The organism is Caballeronia sp. LjRoot29, assembly GCF_964252755.1.
In the GTDB taxonomy this organism is placed as follows: Bacteria; Pseudomonadota; Gammaproteobacteria; order Burkholderiales; family Burkholderiaceae; genus Caballeronia.
On record NZ_CAXUPU020000028.1, the window covers coordinates 55,925 to 75,178 of the forward strand.

General features: G+C 60.0%; 21 protein-coding genes. 9 read left to right on the top strand and 12 right to left on the bottom strand.

Features of this window, described 5'->3' with window-relative positions; all coding sequences use genetic code 11:
* Positions 1 to 28 precede the first annotated feature (28 nt).
* Both lolD and ACSQ83_RS25755 read right to left on the bottom strand, forming a co-directional pair.
* Complete coding sequence (gene lolD / locus ACSQ83_RS25750) at positions 29 to 736, bottom strand: lipoprotein-releasing ABC transporter ATP-binding protein LolD (protein ID WP_414948186.1); 708 nt, start codon at positions 734 to 736, stop codon at positions 29 to 31.
* Positions 729 to 1,982 carry a lipoprotein-releasing ABC transporter permease subunit gene (locus ACSQ83_RS25755; RefSeq protein WP_436230073.1) on the bottom strand — a complete coding sequence of 418 codons (1,254 nt, stop codon included), beginning with the start codon at positions 1,980 to 1,982 and terminating at the stop codon, positions 729 to 731. Before ACSQ83_RS25755 ends, lolD begins: the two co-directional genes overlap by 8 nt.
* Before the next feature lie 483 nt (positions 1,983 to 2,465).
* On the opposite strand from ACSQ83_RS25755, the gene ACSQ83_RS25760 reads away from it, so the two are divergent.
* The 7 genes from ACSQ83_RS25760 to ACSQ83_RS25790 all read left to right on the top strand — a co-directional run bounded on the left by ACSQ83_RS25760 (position 2,466) and on the right by ACSQ83_RS25790 (position 10,270).
* Positions 2,466 to 2,744: a type II toxin-antitoxin system RelE/ParE family toxin gene (locus tag ACSQ83_RS25760; RefSeq protein WP_436230095.1), complete on the top strand. Its 279-nt coding sequence runs from the start codon at positions 2,466 to 2,468 to the stop codon at positions 2,742 to 2,744.
* Between the two features lie 13 nt (positions 2,745 to 2,757).
* Positions 2,758 to 3,060, top strand: coding sequence for a HigA family addiction module antitoxin (locus ACSQ83_RS25765; RefSeq protein ID WP_436230074.1), 303 nt, complete (start codon positions 2,758 to 2,760; stop codon positions 3,058 to 3,060).
* A 281-nt stretch (positions 3,061 to 3,341) separates the two neighbouring features.
* On the top strand, positions 3,342 to 4,454 hold the full coding sequence (locus ACSQ83_RS25770; protein WP_436230075.1) for a regulator: 1,113 nt from the start codon (positions 3,342 to 3,344) through the stop codon (positions 4,452 to 4,454).
* 41 nt (positions 4,455 to 4,495) lie between these two features.
* Positions 4,496 to 6,202: a single-stranded-DNA-specific exonuclease RecJ gene (gene recJ, locus ACSQ83_RS25775; RefSeq protein WP_414948182.1), complete on the top strand. Its 1,707-nt coding sequence runs from the start codon at positions 4,496 to 4,498 to the stop codon at positions 6,200 to 6,202.
* 105 nt (positions 6,203 to 6,307) lie between these two features.
* Positions 6,308 to 7,412 (top strand): peptide chain release factor 2 gene (prfB, locus tag ACSQ83_RS25780; RefSeq protein WP_414948181.1). Its coding sequence is split into 2 segments (ribosomal slippage): positions 6,308 to 6,388 and positions 6,390 to 7,412, totalling 1,104 coding nucleotides; the frame shifts between segments, so codons are not numbered across the junction.
* A gap of 238 nt (positions 7,413 to 7,650) precedes the next feature.
* Positions 7,651 to 9,177 carry a lysine--tRNA ligase gene (lysS, locus tag ACSQ83_RS25785; protein ID WP_414966928.1) on the top strand — a complete coding sequence of 509 codons (1,527 nt, stop codon included), beginning with the start codon at positions 7,651 to 7,653 and terminating at the stop codon, positions 9,175 to 9,177.
* Between the two features lie 337 nt (positions 9,178 to 9,514).
* Positions 9,515 to 10,270, top strand: coding sequence for a glycine zipper 2TM domain-containing protein (locus tag ACSQ83_RS25790; protein WP_436230076.1), 756 nt, complete (start codon positions 9,515 to 9,517; stop codon positions 10,268 to 10,270).
* A gap of 84 nt (positions 10,271 to 10,354) precedes the next feature.
* On the opposite strand, the gene iscX is transcribed toward ACSQ83_RS25790, so the two are convergent.
* The 10 genes from iscX to ACSQ83_RS25840 form a co-directional block, all read right to left on the bottom strand.
* Entirely contained in the window at positions 10,355 to 10,552 is a 198-nt protein-coding gene (iscX, locus tag ACSQ83_RS25795) for a Fe-S cluster assembly protein IscX (RefSeq protein ID WP_031363898.1), read from the bottom strand.
* Between the two features lie 37 nt (positions 10,553 to 10,589).
* Entirely contained in the window at positions 10,590 to 10,931 is a 342-nt protein-coding gene (fdx, locus tag ACSQ83_RS25800; protein ID WP_031363897.1) for an ISC system 2Fe-2S type ferredoxin, read from the bottom strand.
* 54 nt (positions 10,932 to 10,985) lie between these two features.
* Positions 10,986 to 12,851: a Fe-S protein assembly chaperone HscA gene (gene hscA, locus ACSQ83_RS25805; RefSeq protein WP_414948177.1), complete on the bottom strand. Its 1,866-nt coding sequence runs from the start codon at positions 12,849 to 12,851 to the stop codon at positions 10,986 to 10,988.
* 60 nt (positions 12,852 to 12,911) lie between these two features.
* On the bottom strand, positions 12,912 to 13,436 hold the full coding sequence (gene hscB / locus ACSQ83_RS25810; RefSeq protein ID WP_414948176.1) for a Fe-S protein assembly co-chaperone HscB: 525 nt from the start codon (positions 13,434 to 13,436) through the stop codon (positions 12,912 to 12,914).
* A gap of 94 nt (positions 13,437 to 13,530) precedes the next feature.
* Positions 13,531 to 13,854, bottom strand: a complete 324-nt coding sequence (gene iscA / locus ACSQ83_RS25815) for an iron-sulfur cluster assembly protein IscA (RefSeq protein ID WP_299714671.1) — start codon at positions 13,852 to 13,854, stop codon at positions 13,531 to 13,533.
* Positions 13,855 to 14,010: 156 nt separating this feature from the next.
* Positions 14,011 to 14,439, bottom strand: a complete 429-nt coding sequence (gene iscU / locus ACSQ83_RS25820; protein WP_436230077.1) for a Fe-S cluster assembly scaffold IscU — start codon at positions 14,437 to 14,439, stop codon at positions 14,011 to 14,013.
* An 82-nt stretch (positions 14,440 to 14,521) separates the two neighbouring features.
* Complete coding sequence (locus ACSQ83_RS25825) at positions 14,522 to 15,745, bottom strand: IscS subfamily cysteine desulfurase (protein WP_436230078.1); 1,224 nt, start codon at positions 15,743 to 15,745, stop codon at positions 14,522 to 14,524.
* Between the two features lie 86 nt (positions 15,746 to 15,831).
* Positions 15,832 to 16,359: a Fe-S cluster assembly transcriptional regulator IscR gene (gene iscR / locus ACSQ83_RS25830; protein ID WP_213763320.1), complete on the bottom strand. Its 528-nt coding sequence runs from the start codon at positions 16,357 to 16,359 to the stop codon at positions 15,832 to 15,834.
* Between the two features lie 163 nt (positions 16,360 to 16,522).
* Positions 16,523 to 17,005 carry a low molecular weight protein-tyrosine-phosphatase gene (locus ACSQ83_RS25835; RefSeq protein WP_414948174.1) on the bottom strand — a complete coding sequence of 161 codons (483 nt, stop codon included), beginning with the start codon at positions 17,003 to 17,005 and terminating at the stop codon, positions 16,523 to 16,525.
* Positions 17,006 to 17,197: 192 nt separating this feature from the next.
* Positions 17,198 to 17,437, bottom strand: coding sequence for a hypothetical protein (locus ACSQ83_RS25840; RefSeq protein ID WP_414948173.1), 240 nt, complete (start codon positions 17,435 to 17,437; stop codon positions 17,198 to 17,200).
* A gap of 281 nt (positions 17,438 to 17,718) precedes the next feature.
* Here ACSQ83_RS25840 and ACSQ83_RS25845 point away from each other — a divergent pair, with 281 nt between their 5' ends.
* Positions 17,719 to 18,264, top strand: a complete 546-nt coding sequence (locus ACSQ83_RS25845; RefSeq protein ID WP_436230079.1) for a hypothetical protein — start codon at positions 17,719 to 17,721, stop codon at positions 18,262 to 18,264.
* 177 nt (positions 18,265 to 18,441) lie between these two features.
* The gene (locus tag ACSQ83_RS25850) at positions 18,442 to 19,239 is read left to right on the top strand and encodes an IclR family transcriptional regulator (RefSeq protein ID WP_299708754.1); all 798 of its coding nucleotides are present in this window, start codon (positions 18,442 to 18,444) and stop codon (positions 19,237 to 19,239) included.
* Positions 19,240 to 19,254 lie beyond the last annotated feature (15 nt).

Consider the following 19,254-nt stretch of genomic DNA (forward strand, 5'->3'; position numbering starts at 1 on the left):
CTCCAGCATTCCAGCGCTTATCCAGCTATTAAACAGGGACGACCGGCTCCTCGAACAACACACCGTCACGCAAACGCATGATGCGGTCGCAGCGCGCGGCGAGATCGGGGTCGTGCGTGACGATCACGAAGCTCGTTTCGAACGTCTGCGACAACTCCAGCATCAAATTGAACACCGTGTCCGCGGTGGCGCCGTCAAGGTTGCCGGTCGGCTCATCGGCGAGAACGCATGCCGGGCGCGTAACCAGCGCGCGTGCAATCGCCACACGTTGACGCTCGCCGCCCGACAATTCCCCCGGCCGATGTTTAGCCCGATGGCCAATCCCCACGCGATCGAGCACGGCCATGGCTTCCTTGCGCGCGTCCGTTTCGCTCATGCGGCGAATGCGCAGCGGCATGGCGACGTTATCGAGCGCGCTGAATTCCGCCAGCAAATGATGAAACTGATACACGAAACCGAGCGCACGATTACGCAGCTCGTTGCGTTCGCGTTCACGCAATGCAGTGAACGGCTTGCCGAGCAGCGAGACCTTGCCCGCGCTGGGTTCGTCGAGACCGCCGAGCACGTGCAGCAGCGTGCTTTTACCTGATCCCGAGGCGCCGACGATCGCCAGCTTCTCGCCGCGTCGGACCTGCAATTCTGCGTTGTCCAGCACTTGCACGTTGAAGCCGCCTTGCACGAACGTCTTCGAAATCGCCGTCGCCTCAAGCACGATGTTGCTGTTGTTATCACTCATAGCGCAGTGCCTCCGCCGGGCGAACCTTCGCGCCGCGCCAGCTCGGATAGAGCGTCGCGAGCGATGACAATACGAATGCGATAAGGCCGATCCGCGCGACGTCGGCGGGAACGAGTTCGGACGGCAATTCGCTGATGAAATACACCGACGGCGGCAGGAACTGCACGCCCAGAAGATGCTCGATCATGGGCACGAGCCACGGAATGCTCCACGCGATAAGGCACCCCAGCGTCACGCCGAGCGCCGTACCGATAAAGCCAATGGTCACGCCCTGGATCACGAAGATCTTCATGATCGAGCCGGGTTGCGCGCCAAGCGTGCGCAAGATGGCGATGTCCGCTTGTTTGTCGGTCACCGTCATCACCAGCGACGAGACGAGGTTGAACGCCGCCACCGCAATGATCAGCGTCAAAATGATGAACATCATGCGTTTTTCAATCTGAACGGCTGAGAACCAGGTCTTGTTCTGCTGCGTCCAGTCGCGGATATAGAGGTCGCCAGTCAGCGTTCGCGACAGTTGCCGCGCGACTTCCGGCGCGCGCTGCATGTCCTTCAGCTTCAGGCGCACGCCCGTTGGAGCCGGCAGCCGGAACAGCGCCTGGGCGTCGGCGATGGAAATCAGCGCCAGCGTGGAGTCGTATTCGTAGTGCCCCGACTCGAACACGCCGACCACGGTGAACTGCTTGAGCCGCGGCAGCATGCCCGCCGGCGTGATCGTGCCTTCGGGCGCGACCAGCGTGATCTTGTCGCCGGTGGTCACGCCCAGGTTGGTCGCCAGATCCGCGCCCAGCACAATGCCGAAGCTACCCGGCACGAGATCGGTGAGCTTGCCGCCCCGCATCTCCTTGCCGATATCCGAGACCTGCGGTTCCAGCGATGGCTCGACGCCGCGCAACGCCACGCCGCTGACCGCGCCTTGCCGCGTAAGCAGCGCCTGGGCGTCCACGTAGGGCGCCGCGCCGATCACTTCCGGATTCTTGCGCGCCTCCTGTGCGGTCAGTTGCCAGTTGGGCATGGACCCGGTCGGCGAAAATACTTCGACGTGCGCGAGCACCGACAACATGCGGTCGCGGACCTCTTTCTGGAACCCGTTCATTACCGAGAGCACCACGATCAGCGCCGCGACGCCAAGGGCGATACCCGCCATGGATACCAGCGCGATAAACGAGATGAAACCGTTGCCGGTGGTGCGTTTGCCGGCGCGGGTATAGCGCCAGCCGATCTGCCATTCGTAGGGAAGTTTCAAGCGATTCCTTTTCAGCGTTCTAACGTTCTTCGATCTTTACATCGCACAGGCGGCGCGGCTGTTTGTTTGTTTCAATCCACGCGCCCGTGAAGAGCGCGACCGATGACTTGCGCCATTGTCTAACCCGAGCCAGTCCGCCCGGGTGGCAATCACAACATCTTCTCAATCCTTACCGCATCGATCTGGCGCGAGCGGGACGCGCCGATCCGCACCGATCCGTCTGCGATCAAGCGCGAAGTTTGCCACACAATTCTTAGCCGAACCTTTAGCCGAACCTTTAGCCCGGACGACGCGACCGAGCGAAAAACCACGGCGTGAGCCGCCATGCTGGCCATTCGGCTGACTTCACGCGCCGATCCCGCAGTTCATACTCGCCTGACTCACCCACGCGGCAATATCCCGTCAAAACTCAGCCCCTGCCGCCGCGATGGCTCATGATTGCAACTCTTGACGTATTACGCAAAACGTTATACGATAAACATAATGATCCTAACGTTCCGGTGCAAGGACACTCAAGCACTTTATGAAGGCGAAACACCGAAGCGGTTTCGGGCAATCGCCGATGTCGCAATCAGAAGACTCTCGGCGCTGGACTCTGCGGTGGAAATACGCGATCTGAAGTCGCCGCCCGGCAACCGGCTCGAGTCCGTTGCCGGTGACAGACGGGGTCAGCTCAGCATCCGTATAAATGGCCAGTGGCGCGTTTGTTTCAAATGGACGACGAAGGGTCCTGTCGACGTCGAAATCATTGACTATCACTGAAAAAGGAAAGCACATGTCCAAGAACGGCATGCGTCCGGTTCATCCGGGCGAGATCTTGCGGGAAGACTATCTTGTTCCGCTCGAAATGAGCGTGAATGCTCTGGCGCTGGCGCTTAACGTGCCGGCTACGCGTATGCATGAAATCGTGAAGGAACGGCGCGGCATCACGGCCGACACCGCTTATCGCCTTGCACGCTATTTCGACTCCACGCCCGAGTTCTGGCTGAATCTCCAAGCCATGTATGACCTGAAAACATTGCCAACGCGTAGTGAAATCGATCGGAAGGTCGAGCCGCGCGAGTTGGTGCGCACGTGAAGCCGCACGCGACGCATCAAGCCGGGCATTTGCCGTTGCTCTGGCTTCATATGTCGTTGCACAGCCTTGAGGCAAAACCTTCGAAGAGGGGTTAGCGAATTTTGTTCGCGAGCGATGGAACCCATGCCGACGTGCAACAGGCGTATCTCTAACGCTCCGACGTCGCCCAGCTTTGACGCGCTCAAGGGTTCATTTTCGTATCCGGCAGCTGTCCGGGCGTTACGTAGAGCACACGACGCAAACGGCAAGCCCCCGGAAAAGGTCGGGACCTTTGCCCTACAATGCGCAGCATCATGCCCACGTCCAAGCTCCCAGATCTTCACCTTCTCTTGCCGTTCGCGCTGCCATCGGCTGCGGATGCCGCCACCGCGCTGCACAAGCTGGACCGCCCCGCGCTCGACCGGCTGCTGGCCCGCGCGACGCTCAATGAGCGCGTGGTCGGCGAGGATTTCCAGCGCACGCTGCCGCACGAGCGCTGGATTGCACGGCAGTTCGGCGTGGTGAACGAGACGCCCGGACAAGCCGCCGACGAAGCGCCGCTCGCGCCCTATATGTTGCTTGCCGACGGCGGAACGCCAGGCGACACCATCTGGGCATGCGTCGAACCAGTGCACGTACGGATCGCGCGTGATCATCTGGTCCTGATCGATCCGGCAACGCTCGGAGTGGACGAGCACGAAGCCCGCACGTTATTCGATGTCGCCAAGCCGCTGATAGAAGACCTCGGACTGACCATTCAGGCGCCGCAGCCGGTACGCTGGTACGTCGCTGGACCGAATCTCGGCGCGCTGGCGGGGGCGTCGCCGTTGCGCGCGAGCGGGCGCAACATCGAAATCTGGTTGCCGCACGAAGCGGGCACGGGCGAACGCTCGCGTTCGTGGATGAAGCTTCAGAACGAAGTGCAGATGGCGTGGTTCGAGCATCCGCTTAACGAAGAACGTGAAGCGCGCGGCTTGCCCGCAATCAACTCCATCTGGTTGCATGCGCAAGGCGCGCTTCGCAGCGTGACGAGCCCGTTCGGGCAGGTGATGTCGAACGCGCCGGCCACGCGCGGCCTCGCACTGGTAGCCGATATCGCTCCGCAAGCGCCGCCGGCATCGTTCGCCGCTTTCATGGCTTCAACAACCAAGGCAACCGATGGCCGCACGCTGATCGAACTCGATCCGTTTTCCGCGCCGTTCATCGAACAGGACTGGGCGCGCTGGAACGATGCCCTCGGTACGCTGGAGCGCGACTGGTTTGCGCCCGCTTTGGCTGCATTGGAAAACGGAACGCTCGGCACGTTGCACCTCACGTTGTGCAGCGATACCGGCTCTGTTTCGCTGACCGTCACGCGCGGCGCGCTACGCAAATTCTGGCGGCGGCGTCCGATCGCGGCGCTGCTTATCGAATGAGTGACACACATAATGAAACAAGTAATCACCGGCCTGTCCGCATGACCCGAATCGTCACCCGCGCGCCCTCTCCCGTCGACGCTGCCGTCCTCATGCGGCATGGCGTTCATCCTGTCATCGCGCGTTTGTACGCGTCGCGTGGCGTGTGTTCGCCGGAAGAGATCGAGACCGAACTCAAGAAATTGCACGCGCCCGTCGGGCTGAAAGGTTGCGATGAAGCCGCCATCGTTCTCGCCGATGCGCTCGCCGCCAACCGTCGCATGCTGGTCGTCGCTGACTACGATTGCGACGGCGCCACCGCGTGCGCCGTCGCCGTGCGCGGCTTGCGGATGTTCGGCGCGCAGATCGATTACCTGGTGCCGAACCGGTTCGAATATGGCTATGGCCTGACGCCGGAGATTGTCGGGCTCGCTGCCAGCCGTGCGGGTGGGAAACCGGATCTGCTGATTACCGTCGATAACGGCATTGCCAGCGTGGATGGCGTTGAGGCCGCGAATGCGTTGGGTATCGATGTACTGGTGACCGATCACCATCTACCCGGCGACGATCTGCCGCCCGCGCGCGCGATCGTGAATCCCAACCAGCCAGGCTGTACGTTCGAAAGCAAGTGCATCGCGGGCGTGGGGGTGATTTTTTACGTGCTGCTCGCGTTGCGCGCCGAGTTGCGTCGTCGCAATGCTTTCACCACTGACTTTCCTGAACCGCGTCTGGACGGCCTGCTCGATCTGGTCGCGCTCGGCACCGTCGCCGACGTCGTGAAGCTCGATCCGAACAACCGCATCCTGGTCGCGCAGGGCCTGAAGCGCATTCGCGCGGGACGCATGCAACCGGGCATCGCGGCGCTGTTTCGCGCAGCTGCACGCGACGCGCGCGCCGCGTCGGGCTTCGATCTCGGTTTTGCGCTGGGGCCGCGGCTGAATGCGGCGGGACGCTTATCGGATATGTCGCTCGGAATCGAATGCCTGATCACCGATGACATCGGCCGTGCATGGGAACTGGCGCAGCAACTGGATTCGATCAATCGCGAGCGGCGCGAGATTGAAGCCGGCATGCAGGAACAGGCGCTCGAAGAGTTGGCGAGTATCGATCCGGCGGACTCCGCCACGTTGACGTTGTTCAATCCGGCGTGGCATCAGGGTGTGATCGGGATTGTCGCGGGTCGGCTGAAGGAGAAGTTTCACCGGCCATCGTTCACGTTTGCTCACGCCGATGGCAGCGGGGTTTTATCGAAGGGATCGGGGCGCTCGATTCCAGGATTCCATCTGCGTGACGCCGTCGATCTGATTTCCAAGCGCGAACCCGGAATGATCGTGAAATTCGGCGGCCACGCGATGGCCGCGGGGATGACCATTGTTACCGCCGATATTCCCCGCTTTACCGCGGCGTTCGAAACCGTCGGGCGGGAGTGGTTGACGTCGGACGCGTTGTCACGCGTGGTTGAAACCGATGGCGAACTCGAGGACGCTTATTTCACGCCGCAGTTTGTCGAGTTGATCGATGGCGCGGTGTGGGGGCAAGGTTTTCCGGCGCCGGTGTTTTCCGGGGAGTTCGAAGTGGCGTCCCAGGCGCTGGTCAAGGACAAGCATTTGAAGCTGCAATTGCGGCGCGGGCAGCAACGATTCAACGCCATCTGGTTTAATCACACGGATACGCTGCCAGCGCGCACCGTCGTGGCGTACCGGCTGGTTTCCGATACCTGGAACGGAGTCGCGCGGGTGCAGATGATCGTCGAGCACGCTGTTGGGTGAAGAAACGCCGGACTAGTCAACGCGCTCGCCCCTAACCACGCGCCAATACGCCGCGCCCGCTAAGTTATAATTTCCCTCTTAGCCAAAAAACCTGAAAACGATCAAATGGAAGCGGAACGTCTAAACGCAATCGAGAACCTCCTCGCCGACCTGCGCCGTCGCGCTGGCGAGCTCCGGGGGTATCTTTGACTACGACGACAAGGCCTTGCGTCTTGAAGAAGTCAACCGGGTACTAGAAGACCCGAACGTCTGGAACGACTCGAAAAACGCCCAAGCCCTGGGCCGCGAGAAAAAGCTGCTGGACAACGTCGTCACGACCATCACGGACCTCGATAACGATCTTCGCGACACGCAAGATCTCTTCGACATGGGCCGCGAGGAAAACGACGAAGACACGCTCGTCTCATGCGAAGCAGACGCGGCGGCGCTCGAAAAACGCGTTGAAGACATGGAGTTCCGCCGGATGTTCTCGAACCCGGCCGACCCGAACAACTGCTTCATCGATATCCAGGCCGGCGCCGGCGGCACGGAAGCGTGCGACTGGGCAGCCATGCTGATGCGCCAGTACCTTCGCTACTGCGAACGCAAAGGCTTCAAGACCGAAGTTCTCGAAGAATCCGACGGCGACGTCGCCGGCATCAAGAGCGCGACCATCAAGGTGGAAGGCGAATACGCCTACGGTTTCCTGCGCACCGAAACAGGCGTTCACCGCCTCGTGCGCAAATCGCCCTTCGATTCGTCGGGCGGACGCCATACGTCGTTTTCATCGATCTTCGTGTATCCGGAAGTCGATGATTCCATCGAAATCGATATCAATCCGGCCGACATTCGCACTGACACGTATCGCGCGTCCGGCGCGGGCGGACAGCACATCAACAAGACCGATTCGGCTGTGCGACTGACGCACGCGCCAACCGGGATTGTCGTGCAGTGCCAGAACGACCGCTCGCAGCACAGGAACCGCGCCGAAGCCATGCAGATGCTGAAAGCGAAGCTGTACGAGTTCGAAATGCGCAAGCGTCAGGTTGAGAAAGACAACCTGGAAAACAGCAAGACCGACGTGGGCTGGGGTCATCAGATCCGTTCGTACGTGCTCGACAACAGCCGCATCAAGGATCTGCGCACGAACGTGGAAATCAGCAACACGAAGGCCGTGCTGGATGGCGACCTGGACGACTTCATCGGCGCCAGTCTCAAACAGGGCGTGTAAGCAGACGCGAGCGAACGGCAAGCAAACGGCTCGGCTTTGGCAACAAGCGAGCCACGCCAACCGTCTCGCTTTGTTCGCTTCGTTCGCTTCGTTCGCGGCAATTCATTTCAGTAATGTATTGCAGCATTGCATGGCTAAAAATTAGCGACCCTCCGTGAAGCCTGTGCTTCGACACTCAAGACGCAGCAGCAGGCCCAAGACCCAAGCCGCATTCATCGCATTCAAAGCCAAACACATCATGACCGAACCGACTCAGCCGGACGTCGCTCCCGAACCGGAAGAAAACCAGATCCTCGCCGAGCGTCGCGACAAACTCCGTGCGCTGCGCGAGCAGGGAATTGCGTATCCGAACGATTTCCGGCCGACGCACCAAGCCGCCGCGCTGCAATCCGATTACGCCGATAAAGACAAGGAAACGCTCGAAGCCGAGCCGCTGCAAGTCGCGGTCGCGGGCCGGATGATGTTGAAACGCGTGATGGGCAAAGCGAGTTTTGCGACGGTGCAAGACGGCAGTGGCCAGATCCAGTTCTTCATCACGCCCGCCGACGTCGGCCAGGAAGTCTACGACGCGTTCAAGAAGTGGGACCTGGGCGACATCATCGCGACAAAGGGTGTCTTGTTCCGCACGAACAAGGGCGAACTGTCCGTTCGATGCACGGAACTGCGCCTGCTGACCAAGGCGCTGCGCCCCCTCCCCGATAAATTCCATGGCTTGGCCGATCAGGAAATGCGTTATCGGCAGCGTTATGTCGACCTGATCGTGACGCCGGAAACGCGCCAGACGTTTATTGCGCGCACGAAGGCGTTTGCATCGATCCGCAGTTTCATGGCGAAGGCGGATTTCATGGAAGTGGAAACGCCGATGCTGCATCCGATTCCCGGCGGCGCTGCGGCGAAACCGTTCGTCACGCATCACAACGCGCTCGACATGCAGATGTTCCTGCGTATTGCGCCGGAACTGTATTTGAAGCGGCTGGTGGTCGGCGGCTTCGAACGCGTGTTCGAAATCAACCGCAATTTCCGTAACGAAGGCGTGTCGCCGCGACACAACCCCGAGTTCACGATGATGGAGTTCTACGCCGCGTACACGGATTACACGTGGATGATGGACTTCACCGAAGCGTTGATCCGTCAGGCGGCCGTCGATGCGCGCGGCAATGCGAACATTGTGTATCAGGGGCGTGAACTGGATTTGTCGAAGCCATTCCATCGGCTGACAATCTGCGAAGCGATCCAGAAATACGCGCCGCAATACACGGACGAACAACTCGCCGATATCGCGTTCCTGCGCGTTGAGTTGAAGAAGTTCGGTGTCGATGCATCGCAGCCGCAGTTCCTGAACGCGGGCGTTGGCTCGTTGCAACTTGCGTTGTTCGAAGAAACGGCTGAGTCGCAATTGTGGGAGCCGACGTTTATTGTCGACTATCCGCTGGAAGTCTCGCCGTTGGCGCGGGCATCGGATACGGCTCCAGGCATCACGGAACGCTTCGAGCTGTTCATCGTGGGACGCGAAATCGCGAACGGTTTCTCGGAGTTGAACGATCCGGAAGACCAGGCCGCGCGCTTCCAGAAACAAGTCGACCAGAAAGATGCCGGTGACGAAGAAGCCATGTTCTACGACGCTGACTACATTCGCGCGCTGGAACACGGCATGCCGCCGACCGGTGGCTGTGGCATTGGTATCGACCGGCTGGTCATGCTGCTGACCGATAGCCCAAGTATCCGCGACGTGATCCTCTTCCCGCATCTGCGTCGCGAAGACTGAGCGCACGCGGTTAAGGGAAGTTTGTAAAAAAGGCGCGAAAGCGCCTTTTTTTCGTCCTTAAGAAACGCTGATTTTGTAACTTTCGGTAAAAGCCGCCGGCCAAGGCTACCGCTCGACGCGGGTCTTATCTGGAAAACTCTTACGAAACAAGGCGGCCCGGTTGGTGTTCAAGCCGGTGCGGTTCTTGCATCACATGGATGCCTGGAAACGTTACAAATTGACAAACCTTACGCTTCAGATTGTTCGACACTGCTCCTGTGAACGTGTGAACAAAATCACGTCACGAGCAATGTCAGACCCGTAACGCCACACTCTGCCTAGAGACGGAGGTCCAAAAATGGATAACAGCACCAACAACATGACCACATCGAACTCACCGAATCCTGACGCGCCACGCCAGCGCAAGATCCATCCGCTCGTGGCTACCGCAGCCGGCGCGGTGATCATTGCCAGTCTCGCGGCTACGGCCGCGGTCACTGGTCTGTTCCCGAAAGCGTCGAGTACATCGTCGACCAACGATCAGACCCAGACGGCGCAAGTTGCCATGCAACCGGCCGCGCAATCCGCTGGACCGACCGCTGCCCAGCAACAGCAGGCGCAGCAGGAGCAGCTTGCTCAACAGCAAGCCGAGCAGCGCGCAGCAGCCCAGGCTGCCCAGCAGGCCCAACAGCAGCAACAGCCGGCGCCCCAAGTGGCTCAGCAGCCCGTACCCGTGCAGCAGCCCAACTACGCGCAACAAGCCCCCGCTCAGCCGGCTTATTGCTCGAGCTGCGGCACGGTGGAAGCAATCTCGGCCGTACGGCATGAAGGGCAGGGAACCGGCATTGGTGCGGTTGGCGGCGCGGTGGCGGGTGGTCTTATCGGCAATCAGTTTGGACGTGGGGGTGGTCGTACCGGCATGACGATTCTCGGCGCGCTCGGGGGCGGTCTCGGCGGCAATGCGGTCGAAAAACATCTGCGCAGCAGCACCGACTATTCGGTACGCGTGCATATGGAAAGCGGCAAGACGCGTTACTTCACGTATCACCAGGCGCCGCCATTTAACCAAGGTCAGCGCGTGCGGATCGAAAACGGTACGCTGGTCGCAGGCTAAGTTGTAAGCCGCGTTCAAGCGCACGCATAAAAGCAAAACGGCGATTCCTGTGGAATCGCCGTTTTGCTTTATCTGTCACGTATTTCAATAATCCGCGTCTTCAATCCACGCCGCCTGGATCGCTTCGAGAATTTTCTCGTTGGAACGCTCAGGGTCGTCGTCGAATCCGGGCAGCTCCGTCACCCAGCGATGCAAATCCGTAAATCGCACGAATTGCGGATCGACGTTCTGATGCGCGTCGGTCAGTGCCATCGCGATATCCTGCGTGTCTGTCCACTTCATGGCGAGCGCTCCTGTCTCAATGGTCGCTGATTTAAGTTCAGTGATTCTCTTTGGCATGATTGATGGTGTAGCGCGGGAGCTCGACAACCAGATCCTCGTCTGCGGGCACCATCGCCTGACATGATAACCGCGACGTCGGCTCAAGTCCCCAGGCCTTATCGAGCAAATCGTCCTCGTCTTCTTCCGACGGCACAAGCGCGTTAAAACCCTCGCGAATGATCACGTGACACGTCGTGCATGCGCACGATTTTTCGCACGCATGTTCAATCTCGATGCCGTTGTCCAACAAGTTGTCGCAGATGCTCTTCGACGTATCCGCGTCGATCACCGCACCGTCAGGACACAATTCCACATGGGGTAACACTACGATCTGAGGCATGAATTTCTTTCCGTTCTTTATACGTGAGAGGCTCGGCGCGTCCGTGGCAAGCCGTCAGACTTCATCGAGCCTGCGGCCGGCAAGCGCGCGGCGAATGCTTTTGTTCATGCGGCGGGCGGCGAATTCATCGGTGGCGGCGGCAAGCTCTTTCGTCGCTGTTTCGATTGCATCGACGCTGTCGCCGCCCGTGACTGCCGCGAGCTTCACGATCAGCGCGTCGATGTTGACCCGCTCCGCTTCGTCCAGCAGTTCACCGTCCACGCCGAGCGCGGCCTGCGACGCTTCCACCAGCCGTTGCGCGTCGACCTGCGCCTCGCGCAACGCGCGCGCGCGCATATCGACTTCGGCGGTCGTGAAGCTTTCTTCCAGCATGCGCGCGACGTCGTCATCGGCAAGACCGTAGGATGGCTTCACCACCACCGACGCCTCGACGCCCGACAACTGCTCACGTGCAAACACCGACAACAACCCGTCCGCGTCCACCTGGTACGTCACGCGAATGCGCGCCGCGCCGGCGGCCATCGCGGGAATGCCACGCAATTCGAAACGCGCGAGCGAACGGCAGTCCGAGACCAGCTCACGCTCGCCTTGCACGACGTGGATTGCCATCGCCGTTTGACCGTCTTTGAAGGTCGTGAAATCCTGTGCACGCGCAACCGGAATGGTCGAGTTGCGCGGAATGATCTTCTCGGTCAATCCGCCCATGGTCTCAACGCCGAGCGACAGCGGGATGACATCGAGCAGCAGCCAGTCGTCGCCTTCACCGCGCCGATTTCCAGCCAGCAAATCCGCCTGGATCGCAGCACCGAGCGCGACGACCTGATCCGGATCGAGATTCGTCAATGGCGGCTGGCCGAAGTACGTTTCCACCGCGCGACGGATCACCGGCATGCGGGTCGCGCCGCCAACGAGCACTACGCCCTTGATCTCGGCGGGCGCCACTTTGGCGTCACGCAGAGCCTTGCGTGTGGGCGTCAAGGTTCGAGCAACCAGCGCCTCAGTCAGCGCGGCAAAGTCGGCTTCGGTGATCGTGAAATTGATTTCTCGATCATCGGACAACGTTGCCTGAATGGTTGCCTCAGACGCCTCCGACAGCGCTTCCTTAGCCGTTCGCACGCGGTCGAGCAGCAGGCGTACGTCTTCCGGCGTAGCGGGCGTCAGCTTGGATTTCACCAGCACGTGCCGATACAGCACCGCATCGAAATCGTCGCCGCCGAGCGCTGAATCGCCGCCCGCCGCGAGTACTTCGAATACGCCTTTGGTGAGCTTGAGAATCGATAGGTCGAAGGTCCCGCCGCCCAGGTCATACACGGCGTACAAACCTTCCGACGCGTTGTCCAGTCCGTACGCAATCGCGGCGGCGGTTGGTTCGTTCAACAGGCGCAGCACGTTCAAACCGGCGAGTTTCGCCGCGTCTTTCGTGGCTTGCCGCTGGGCTTCATCGAAGTAAGCCGGCACCGTGATCACCGCGCCGACCAGTTCGTCAGCGAGCGTGTCTTCCGCGCGGTATCGCAGCGTGGCCAAGATTTCCGCCGATACTTCCACCGGACTCTTCACGCCATCGACGGTGCGAATCTGCACCATGCCCGGCGCATCGACGAAATCGTACGGCGCGTTTTCCGCCCCTTCCACTTCGCTCTTGCCGCGGCCCATGAACCGCTTCACCGACACAATCGTATTGCGCGGATCGAGCGCCGCTTCTTCCTTCGCCACGCGGCCGATACGCCGGCCGCCCTTCTCCAGATACCGGACCACCGACGGCAACAGGTAATGGCCGTCTTCGTCGGGCAGCACTTCGGCCACGCTGTTGCGCACGGCGGCAACCAGCGAATTGGTCGTACCAAGGTCGATGCCCACGGCTACCCGCCGCTGATGCGGCGCCGGAGCCATGCCGGGTTCTGAAATTTGCAGTAAAGCCATCGTTGATCTATTGGGGGTTGGTGACGTCTGTTTTGTCTGGAATGCAGCACCTGGGCGCACTCAGTCGAGCTTCTCGATCTGCACGCCGATCTCGCTCGCCACGCGTTCGATAAACATCAGCTGGCGCACGGCTTCGCTCGCCGCCTGATCCGAGTGGCTATCGATCAGCGCCGCCAGTTTTTCAAAGCGGATGCGTTCCTGATCGCGCAGTTCATGAAGCAACGCTTCGAGCGCGCCAAGATTTTTGGCGCCGGCCGCGTCTTCTATATTTTCGCGCCATTCCATTTGCTGCATCAGGAAGGCGGGTTCCATTGCGGTGTTGTTCTCTGCATCGGCCTGCACGCCGCGCAATGACAACATATACGTTGCCCGTTTCAGCGGATCGCGCAGCGTCTGGTACGCCTCGTTTGCCCGCGTGGCCCACTGCATGGCGACCCGCTTTTGCGCGTCGCCAGCGGCCGCGAAACGATCGGGATGGACCTGTGCCTGCACCGTGCGATACGCGTCATCGAGCTTGTTTGCGTCGATAGCGTAGGTCGGCGGGAGGTCGAACAGATCGAAGTGACTGTCGTTGAGCGTTGCCATGGTGGAAGAATGAGCAGGAACAAGAAACGTTGAAAACTGGCGGTGCTAAAGAAAAAGGCGGCACGCGCCGCCTCTTTGCTGTTCTTTTGCGAAGCTATACGCGAAACGATTCGCCGCAACCGCACTCGTCTTTCACGTTCGGGTTATTGAACTTGAAACCTTCGTTCAGCCCCTCGCGCGCGAAATCCAGCTCGGTCCCGTCGATATAAGCCAGACTCTTGGGATCGACAATGATCTTCACGCCGGCCGACTCGAACACCTTGTCTTCCGGTGCGAGCTCGTCCACATATTCGAGCTTGTAAGCGAGGCCCGAGCAGCCGGTCGTGCGCACGCCAACGCGCAGGCCAACGCCCTTGCCGCGTCGAACCAGATACTTCTGCACGTGCTGTGCTGCTTTGTCCGTCATCGTGATTGCCATAGTCTCTCTTCAGCAGCCGCTAGTCCGGAGTCAGTCGTTTCTCCGGTCGCAAACTGCAGCCTTGCTTTGAATCGAAAACCAGAACGCTCGATCAACAACATACTGGAGCGCCCTTCCCGAATAGTGCGATGTTGCCGAAACCCGCGTTTAAGTCGCTTAAGCCGCGTGTTGCTTGGACTCAACCGGAGCAGCTTCCGCCGTGCCCGCACCATGACGTTGCTTGTAATCAGCAACGGCGGCCTTGATTGCGTCTTCAGCCAGGATCGAACAGTGAATCTTCACCGGCGGCAAAGCCAGTTCTTCAGCAATGTGCGTATTCTTGATCGTCAGCGCCTGATCCAGCGTCTTGCCCTTCACCCACTCGGTCACGAGCGAGCTGGATGCAATGGCCGAACCGCAGCCGTACGTCTTGAACTTCGCGTCTTCGATCACGCCATCCGCGCCCACGCGGATCTGCAGCTTCATCACGTCGCCGCATGCCGGTGCGCCGACCATGCCGGTGCCGACGGTGTCGTCGTCCTTGCCGAACGAGCCGACATTGCGCGGGTTTTCGTAGTGGTCCAGAACCTTGTCGCTATAAGCCATGATCAACTCCTTGAATTTCGTATGCGTGTGCGTTCTAACATGAGCGCAAATGAGCCGCCGTCAAAAGCGGCCAGACAAGCGCTTAGTGCGCAGCCCACTGGATCGACGAAATGTCGATGCCGTCTTTATGCATTTCCCACAGCGGCGACAGATCCCGCAATTTCTGAATCTTGCTCTTGAGCAAGTTAATCACGTAATCCACGTCCTGCTCGGTCGTGAAGCGGCCAACCGTGAAACGGATCGAGCTGTGCGCGAGTTCGTCATTACGGCCGAGCGCCCGCAGCACATACGACGGCTCCAGCGAAGCCGATGTACAAGCCGAACCCGACGACACCGCCACGTCCTTCACCGCCATGATCAGCGACTCGCCTTCGACAAAGTTGAAACTGATGTTGAGGTTATGCGGCACACGCGTGTCCATGTCGCCGTTCACATAAACCTCTTCCATCTCCTTCAAGCCGTTCAGCAAGCGATCGCGCAACATTCGGACGCGCTCGTTTTCGACAGCCATTTCTTCACGCGCGATCCGGAAAGCCTCACCCATGCCGACGATCTGATGCGTCGCCAGCGTGCCCGAACGCATGCCGCGCTCGTGACCGCCGCCGTGCATTTGCGCTTCAATGCGAATGCGCGGCTTGCGACGCACGAACAACGCGCCGATACCCTTCGGACCGTACGTCTTGTGCGCCGAAAACGACATCAGGTCGACCTTCTGCTTTTGCAGGTCGATCTCGATCTTGCCGGTCGCTTGCGCTGCATCGACATGAAAAACGATGCCCTTCGCACGCGTGATTTCGCCGATCGCAGCGATGTCTTGGATCACGCCAATTTCGTTGTTCACGCTCATCACGGAAACCAGGATGGTGTCCGGGCGGATAGCAGCCTGGAACTTGTCCAGGTCGAGCAAACCGTCATCCTTCACATCGAGGTACGTGACGTCAAAACCTTCGCGTTCAAGTTCACGGCAGGTATCGAGCACGGCCTTGTGCTCGGTCTTCACCGTGATAATGTGCTTGCCCTTGCTCTTATAGAAATGCGCCGCGCCCTTGATGGCGAGGTTGTCCGATTCGGTGGCGCCCGACGTCCAGATGATCTCGCGCGGATCGCAGTTGACGAGCTTCGCGACGTTCTCACGCGCTTCCTCGACGGCCCGCTCCGCATCCCAGCCGTATTGGTGGCTACGCGATGCCGGATTGCCGAATTGCTCGCGCAAATACGGAATCATCTTGTCCACCACGCGCGGATCGACCGGGGTCGTTGCGCTGTAGTCCATGTAAATGGGCAGGTGGGGAATGGCGTTATTCATCTGTTGCTCCGGGGATTTAACTCAATTGGCTCGTTCAAGGCGAGACGGCCGCGTTATTGACTAGACACTCAATAAAGCGGCAGCCGTCAGCCGGCCAGGTTGAAAACGGAATTCGGTCCTTTTGGCGCTACGCGCACTGGCTCGACGCCCGCCGATTCGGTGCGCCGGTCGCGCAATACTGCTGGCGATCCTTCGCGTGCGCGCTGCTGGTCGACGAGATCTTTCAGCGAGACCGAGTCGAGATACTCGACCATCTTCTGATTGAGCGTGGACCAGAGTTCGTGGGTCATGCAGTGGCCGTCGTGCTGCTTCGTACCTTCGCAGGCACCCTTGCCGCCGCATTGCGTTGCGTCGATAGGCTCGTCCACCGCAATAATGATGTCCGCGACCGTGACGTTCTCGGCACGGCGGGCAAGATTGTAGCCACCGCCCGGACCGCGCACTGATTCGACAATCTCGTGCCGGCGCAACTTGCCGAACAACTGTTCGAGATAGGACAGCGAGATATGCTGGCGCTGGCTGATTCCTGCCAGCGTCACCGGGCCCTGCTCCTGGCGTAAAGCCAGGTCGATCATCGCCGTGACGGCGAAACGGCCTTTCGTGGTGAGTCTCATAATTTGTAAGCTACCGGGGGCTACCGCTAATACTGGATGATTTTGGTCAAGTATAAATAGCCTACGGATTTAGTCAAGTATCTGCAGCCATTTTCTTAGGAATTTGCTGAGAACATTGCGCTGGATGAAACTCGCTTTCGACCGCGCTGTTCGACTCGATCGTTCACGCTACCAATTGCGTGCGAAGCGCTCTCAGCAAGCCTTCGCACGCATCCTCGCACTGATCGAGCACGCGTTCGAAACCTTCTTCGCCGCCGAAGTACGGGTCGACAACCACCCGTGTGTCATCACGCGTCGCGAATTCCATCAGCAGCCGGATCTTGTCGCGATACTCCGGCGGGCACGCTTTGGTCAGCGCGGCGGCGTTGGCATCGTCCATCGCGATCAGCAGATCGAATCGTGCGAAATCTTCGTGGCTGACTTGCCGGCCACGCAGCGGCGACAAGTCGTAGCCACGTTTCCTGGCCGCGCGCTGCGCTCGCTCGTCGGGCGGCTGGCCGATATGCCAATCGCCGGTCCCTGCGGAATCCACCACGATCTTGTCAGACAGCCTGGCCTTGCCCACCTGATGCAGCATCACCGCTTCGGCACTCGGCGAACGGCAGATGTTGCCCAAGCACACGAAACAGACGGCGACAGTGTTCATCAGATCCCAGCATTGATTTAGCTATGGTTTGGCTCGGCCGCGAACCTGCAATTGACTCGCGGCATGCTTGCGGCGCCTCAACCAGACGAGGCCACGCAGAACAGCTCCGAATTATACAAAGGACGGCGTTTGTGCGCCCGAGCGGCCTCGCTGCCCGCGTGGTGGCTGTGACTCCTACCTAATCGCGCTTGCTTAGAACGTCTGCGAAACAGCCGTAGCCGATGTCGCATTAGCCGGTCGATATGCATTGCTGGCGCTATCGGAGTCGACAAGTCCAAGCGAAATTGCACGAGCAAATTCGGCGCTGACGCTGGCGGCACTTTGCGGATGGGGCGCTGCCCCAGAAACCGGGTGGATCGCGTGACAGTAGCCGGCGAGTGCGAGCGGCACGAGCATCGTGATGGGCCAGTAGGTCGATATTGTCTTTTTCATTTTCAAACCCCTTCTCAGGTCCAGTGGGCTGACGGGCCCACTTCCGGACATTTGTAATTTTAAGGGTTTCTCCTAAGTCGATAAAGATGCCCCCGGACAAAGCATTGTTGCAGTCCTGTCAACAGCGTGTGCCGCATCCGCGTTGTGTCTGCTGGCCTGCGAGTAATTCCTGCCACTTTCAGTCTGTAACCGCGGAGATAAAACTTTACAAACTTCTTGCGACATCCGCTCCGCGAAACTGTCAGATACGGTAATCAGTTTAAGGAATGCCTTTCCAGCTCATGATGAAACTCACAATTACAAGCCTGATCCTCGCTTCGTCCGCGCTGGTAGCAGGCTGCGCCGTTTATCCGGACGGCACTCCCGCGTACGCAACTGACGGCGGCTATTCCGCCTATCCCCCGGGCTACTCCGGCTATCCCCCAGGCTATGAAGCCGGTTACGGCTATGGCGGACCGGTAGTTCAGTCGGGCGTGATCATCGGCGGTGGCGACGCCTATTACGGCGGCCCGGGCCCTCGCTATTGGAACGACGGTCCGGGTTATCGGCGCCCGCCGCCACAGGGCGGCTGGGGCGACCGGGGCGGCGGAAATCGCGGAAATCGCGGCGACCAGGGAAACCATGGAGGCGGAGACCGGGGTGGTCATGGCGGACCGCAAGCCGGTGGCCCTCAAGGCGGCAGGCCGCCACAACAGGCAGGCAACCCCGGCAGGCCGCCGGCGCCAGCACCCGCACCGCAGGCGCAGCAGTCGCGCGGGTCGGTGCCTTATATCGGCAAATCTAATTGGGGCAAAGGGTCAGCACAACAGCCTGAGCATAACCACTAGCCCTCTACCCGCTCGCTTGCAGTGACGCCCCCCGAACGCCTTCAAGGTTTCGGGGGGTTTTATTGTCTGCAGAAAATCTGCATTGCCGCGCCGACCATTCCGCAGAGCCTTTCGCACTTTTCACAATACGAGATACAATCATTATTCCGCTGTTTGACGTATCAACTGATTTTCTCCATGAGCGATACAAACCCGGAATCCAGAACGTCCATACAGGTGATCGAGCGCATGATGCGCTTGCTCGACGCGCTCGCCGCGCACACCGATCCCGTCAGCCTGAAAGAACTCTCGCAGAGCACGTCGCTGCATCCATCCACCGCGCATCGCATCCTGAACGACATGGTGACGTGCCGTCTGGTGGACCGGTCGGACCCCGGCACGTATCGGCTCGGCATGCGTCTGCTCGAACTCGGCAATCTGGTCAAAGCGCGGCTTTCGGTGCGTGAAGCCGCCATGCCGCCCATGCGTGAACTGCATCGGCAGACAGGCCAGACGGTCAATCTCTCGGTACGCCAGGGCGATGAAATCGTCTATATAGAACGCGCTTATTCTGAGCGATCCGGCATGCAGGTCGTGCGGGCGATCGGTGGCCGTGCGCCGCTGCATCTGACGTCGGTGGGCAAACTCTTTCTCGCCGCCGACGAATCCGCCCGCGTCCGCGCGTATGCCACGCGAACCGGCCTCTCTGGCCACACGCAGAACAGCATTACGGATATCGGCAAGCTCGAACGTGAATTGTCATTCGTGCGCAGCCAGGCATGCGCCCGCGATAACGAGGAACTGGAGCTGGGAGTTCGCTGCATCGCTGCCGGGATCTATGACGACACCGGACGGCTCGTCGCCGGGCTCTCGCTGTCGGCACCCGCCGACCGGCTGCAAGACTCCTGGTTGAATCAACTGAGCGGCACTGCGCTGGAGATATCGCGCTCGCTTGGTTATCGTCCGGAAGCTAGCGCAGATTCGCAGCAGCGCTGACATTCTCCGCGTGAG

What these genes read in the sequence shown, in the direction of transcription:
- ACSQ83_RS25850 (WP_299708754.1), top strand. Translation starts at nt 18,442, where the DNA reads ATGAGCGATACAAACCCGGAATCCAGAACGTCCATACAGGTGATCGAG.
- ACSQ83_RS25760 (WP_436230095.1), top strand. Translation starts at nt 2,466, where the DNA reads ATGATCCTAACGTTCCGGTGCAAGGACACTCAAGCACTTTATGAAGGC.
- fdx (WP_031363897.1), bottom strand. Translation starts at nt 10,931, where the DNA reads ATGCCTCAGATCGTAGTGTTACCCCATGTGGAATTGTGTCCTGACGGT.
- ACSQ83_RS25765 (WP_436230074.1), top strand. Translation starts at nt 2,758, where the DNA reads ATGTCCAAGAACGGCATGCGTCCGGTTCATCCGGGCGAGATCTTGCGG.
- ACSQ83_RS25825 (WP_436230078.1), bottom strand. Translation starts at nt 15,745, where the DNA reads ATGAATAACGCCATTCCCCACCTGCCCATTTACATGGACTACAGCGCA.
- hscB (WP_414948176.1), bottom strand. Translation starts at nt 13,436, where the DNA reads ATGGCAACGCTCAACGACAGTCACTTCGATCTGTTCGACCTCCCGCCG.
- ACSQ83_RS25835 (WP_414948174.1), bottom strand. Translation starts at nt 17,005, where the DNA reads ATGAACACTGTCGCCGTCTGTTTCGTGTGCTTGGGCAACATCTGCCGT.
- iscA (WP_299714671.1), bottom strand. Translation starts at nt 13,854, where the DNA reads ATGGCAATCACGATGACGGACAAAGCAGCACAGCACGTGCAGAAGTAT.
- iscX (WP_031363898.1), bottom strand. Translation starts at nt 10,552, where the DNA reads ATGAAGTGGACAGACACGCAGGATATCGCGATGGCACTGACCGACGCG.
- hscA (WP_414948177.1), bottom strand. Translation starts at nt 12,851, where the DNA reads ATGGCTTTACTGCAAATTTCAGAACCCGGCATGGCTCCGGCGCCGCAT.
- ACSQ83_RS25845 (WP_436230079.1), top strand. Translation starts at nt 17,719, where the DNA reads ATGATGAAACTCACAATTACAAGCCTGATCCTCGCTTCGTCCGCGCTG.
- ACSQ83_RS25840 (WP_414948173.1), bottom strand. Translation starts at nt 17,437, where the DNA reads ATGAAAAAGACAATATCGACCTACTGGCCCATCACGATGCTCGTGCCG.
- ACSQ83_RS25790 (WP_436230076.1), top strand. Translation starts at nt 9,515, where the DNA reads ATGGATAACAGCACCAACAACATGACCACATCGAACTCACCGAATCCT.
- iscR (WP_213763320.1), bottom strand. Translation starts at nt 16,359, where the DNA reads ATGAGACTCACCACGAAAGGCCGTTTCGCCGTCACGGCGATGATCGAC.
- iscU (WP_436230077.1), bottom strand. Translation starts at nt 14,439, where the DNA reads ATGGCTTATAGCGACAAGGTTCTGGACCACTACGAAAACCCGCGCAAT.
- ACSQ83_RS25770 (WP_436230075.1), top strand. Translation starts at nt 3,342, where the DNA reads ATGCGCAGCATCATGCCCACGTCCAAGCTCCCAGATCTTCACCTTCTC.
- lolD (WP_414948186.1), bottom strand. Translation starts at nt 736, where the DNA reads ATGAGTGATAACAACAGCAACATCGTGCTTGAGGCGACGGCGATTTCG.
- lysS (WP_414966928.1), top strand. Translation starts at nt 7,651, where the DNA reads ATGACCGAACCGACTCAGCCGGACGTCGCTCCCGAACCGGAAGAAAAC.
- recJ (WP_414948182.1), top strand. Translation starts at nt 4,496, where the DNA reads ATGACCCGAATCGTCACCCGCGCGCCCTCTCCCGTCGACGCTGCCGTC.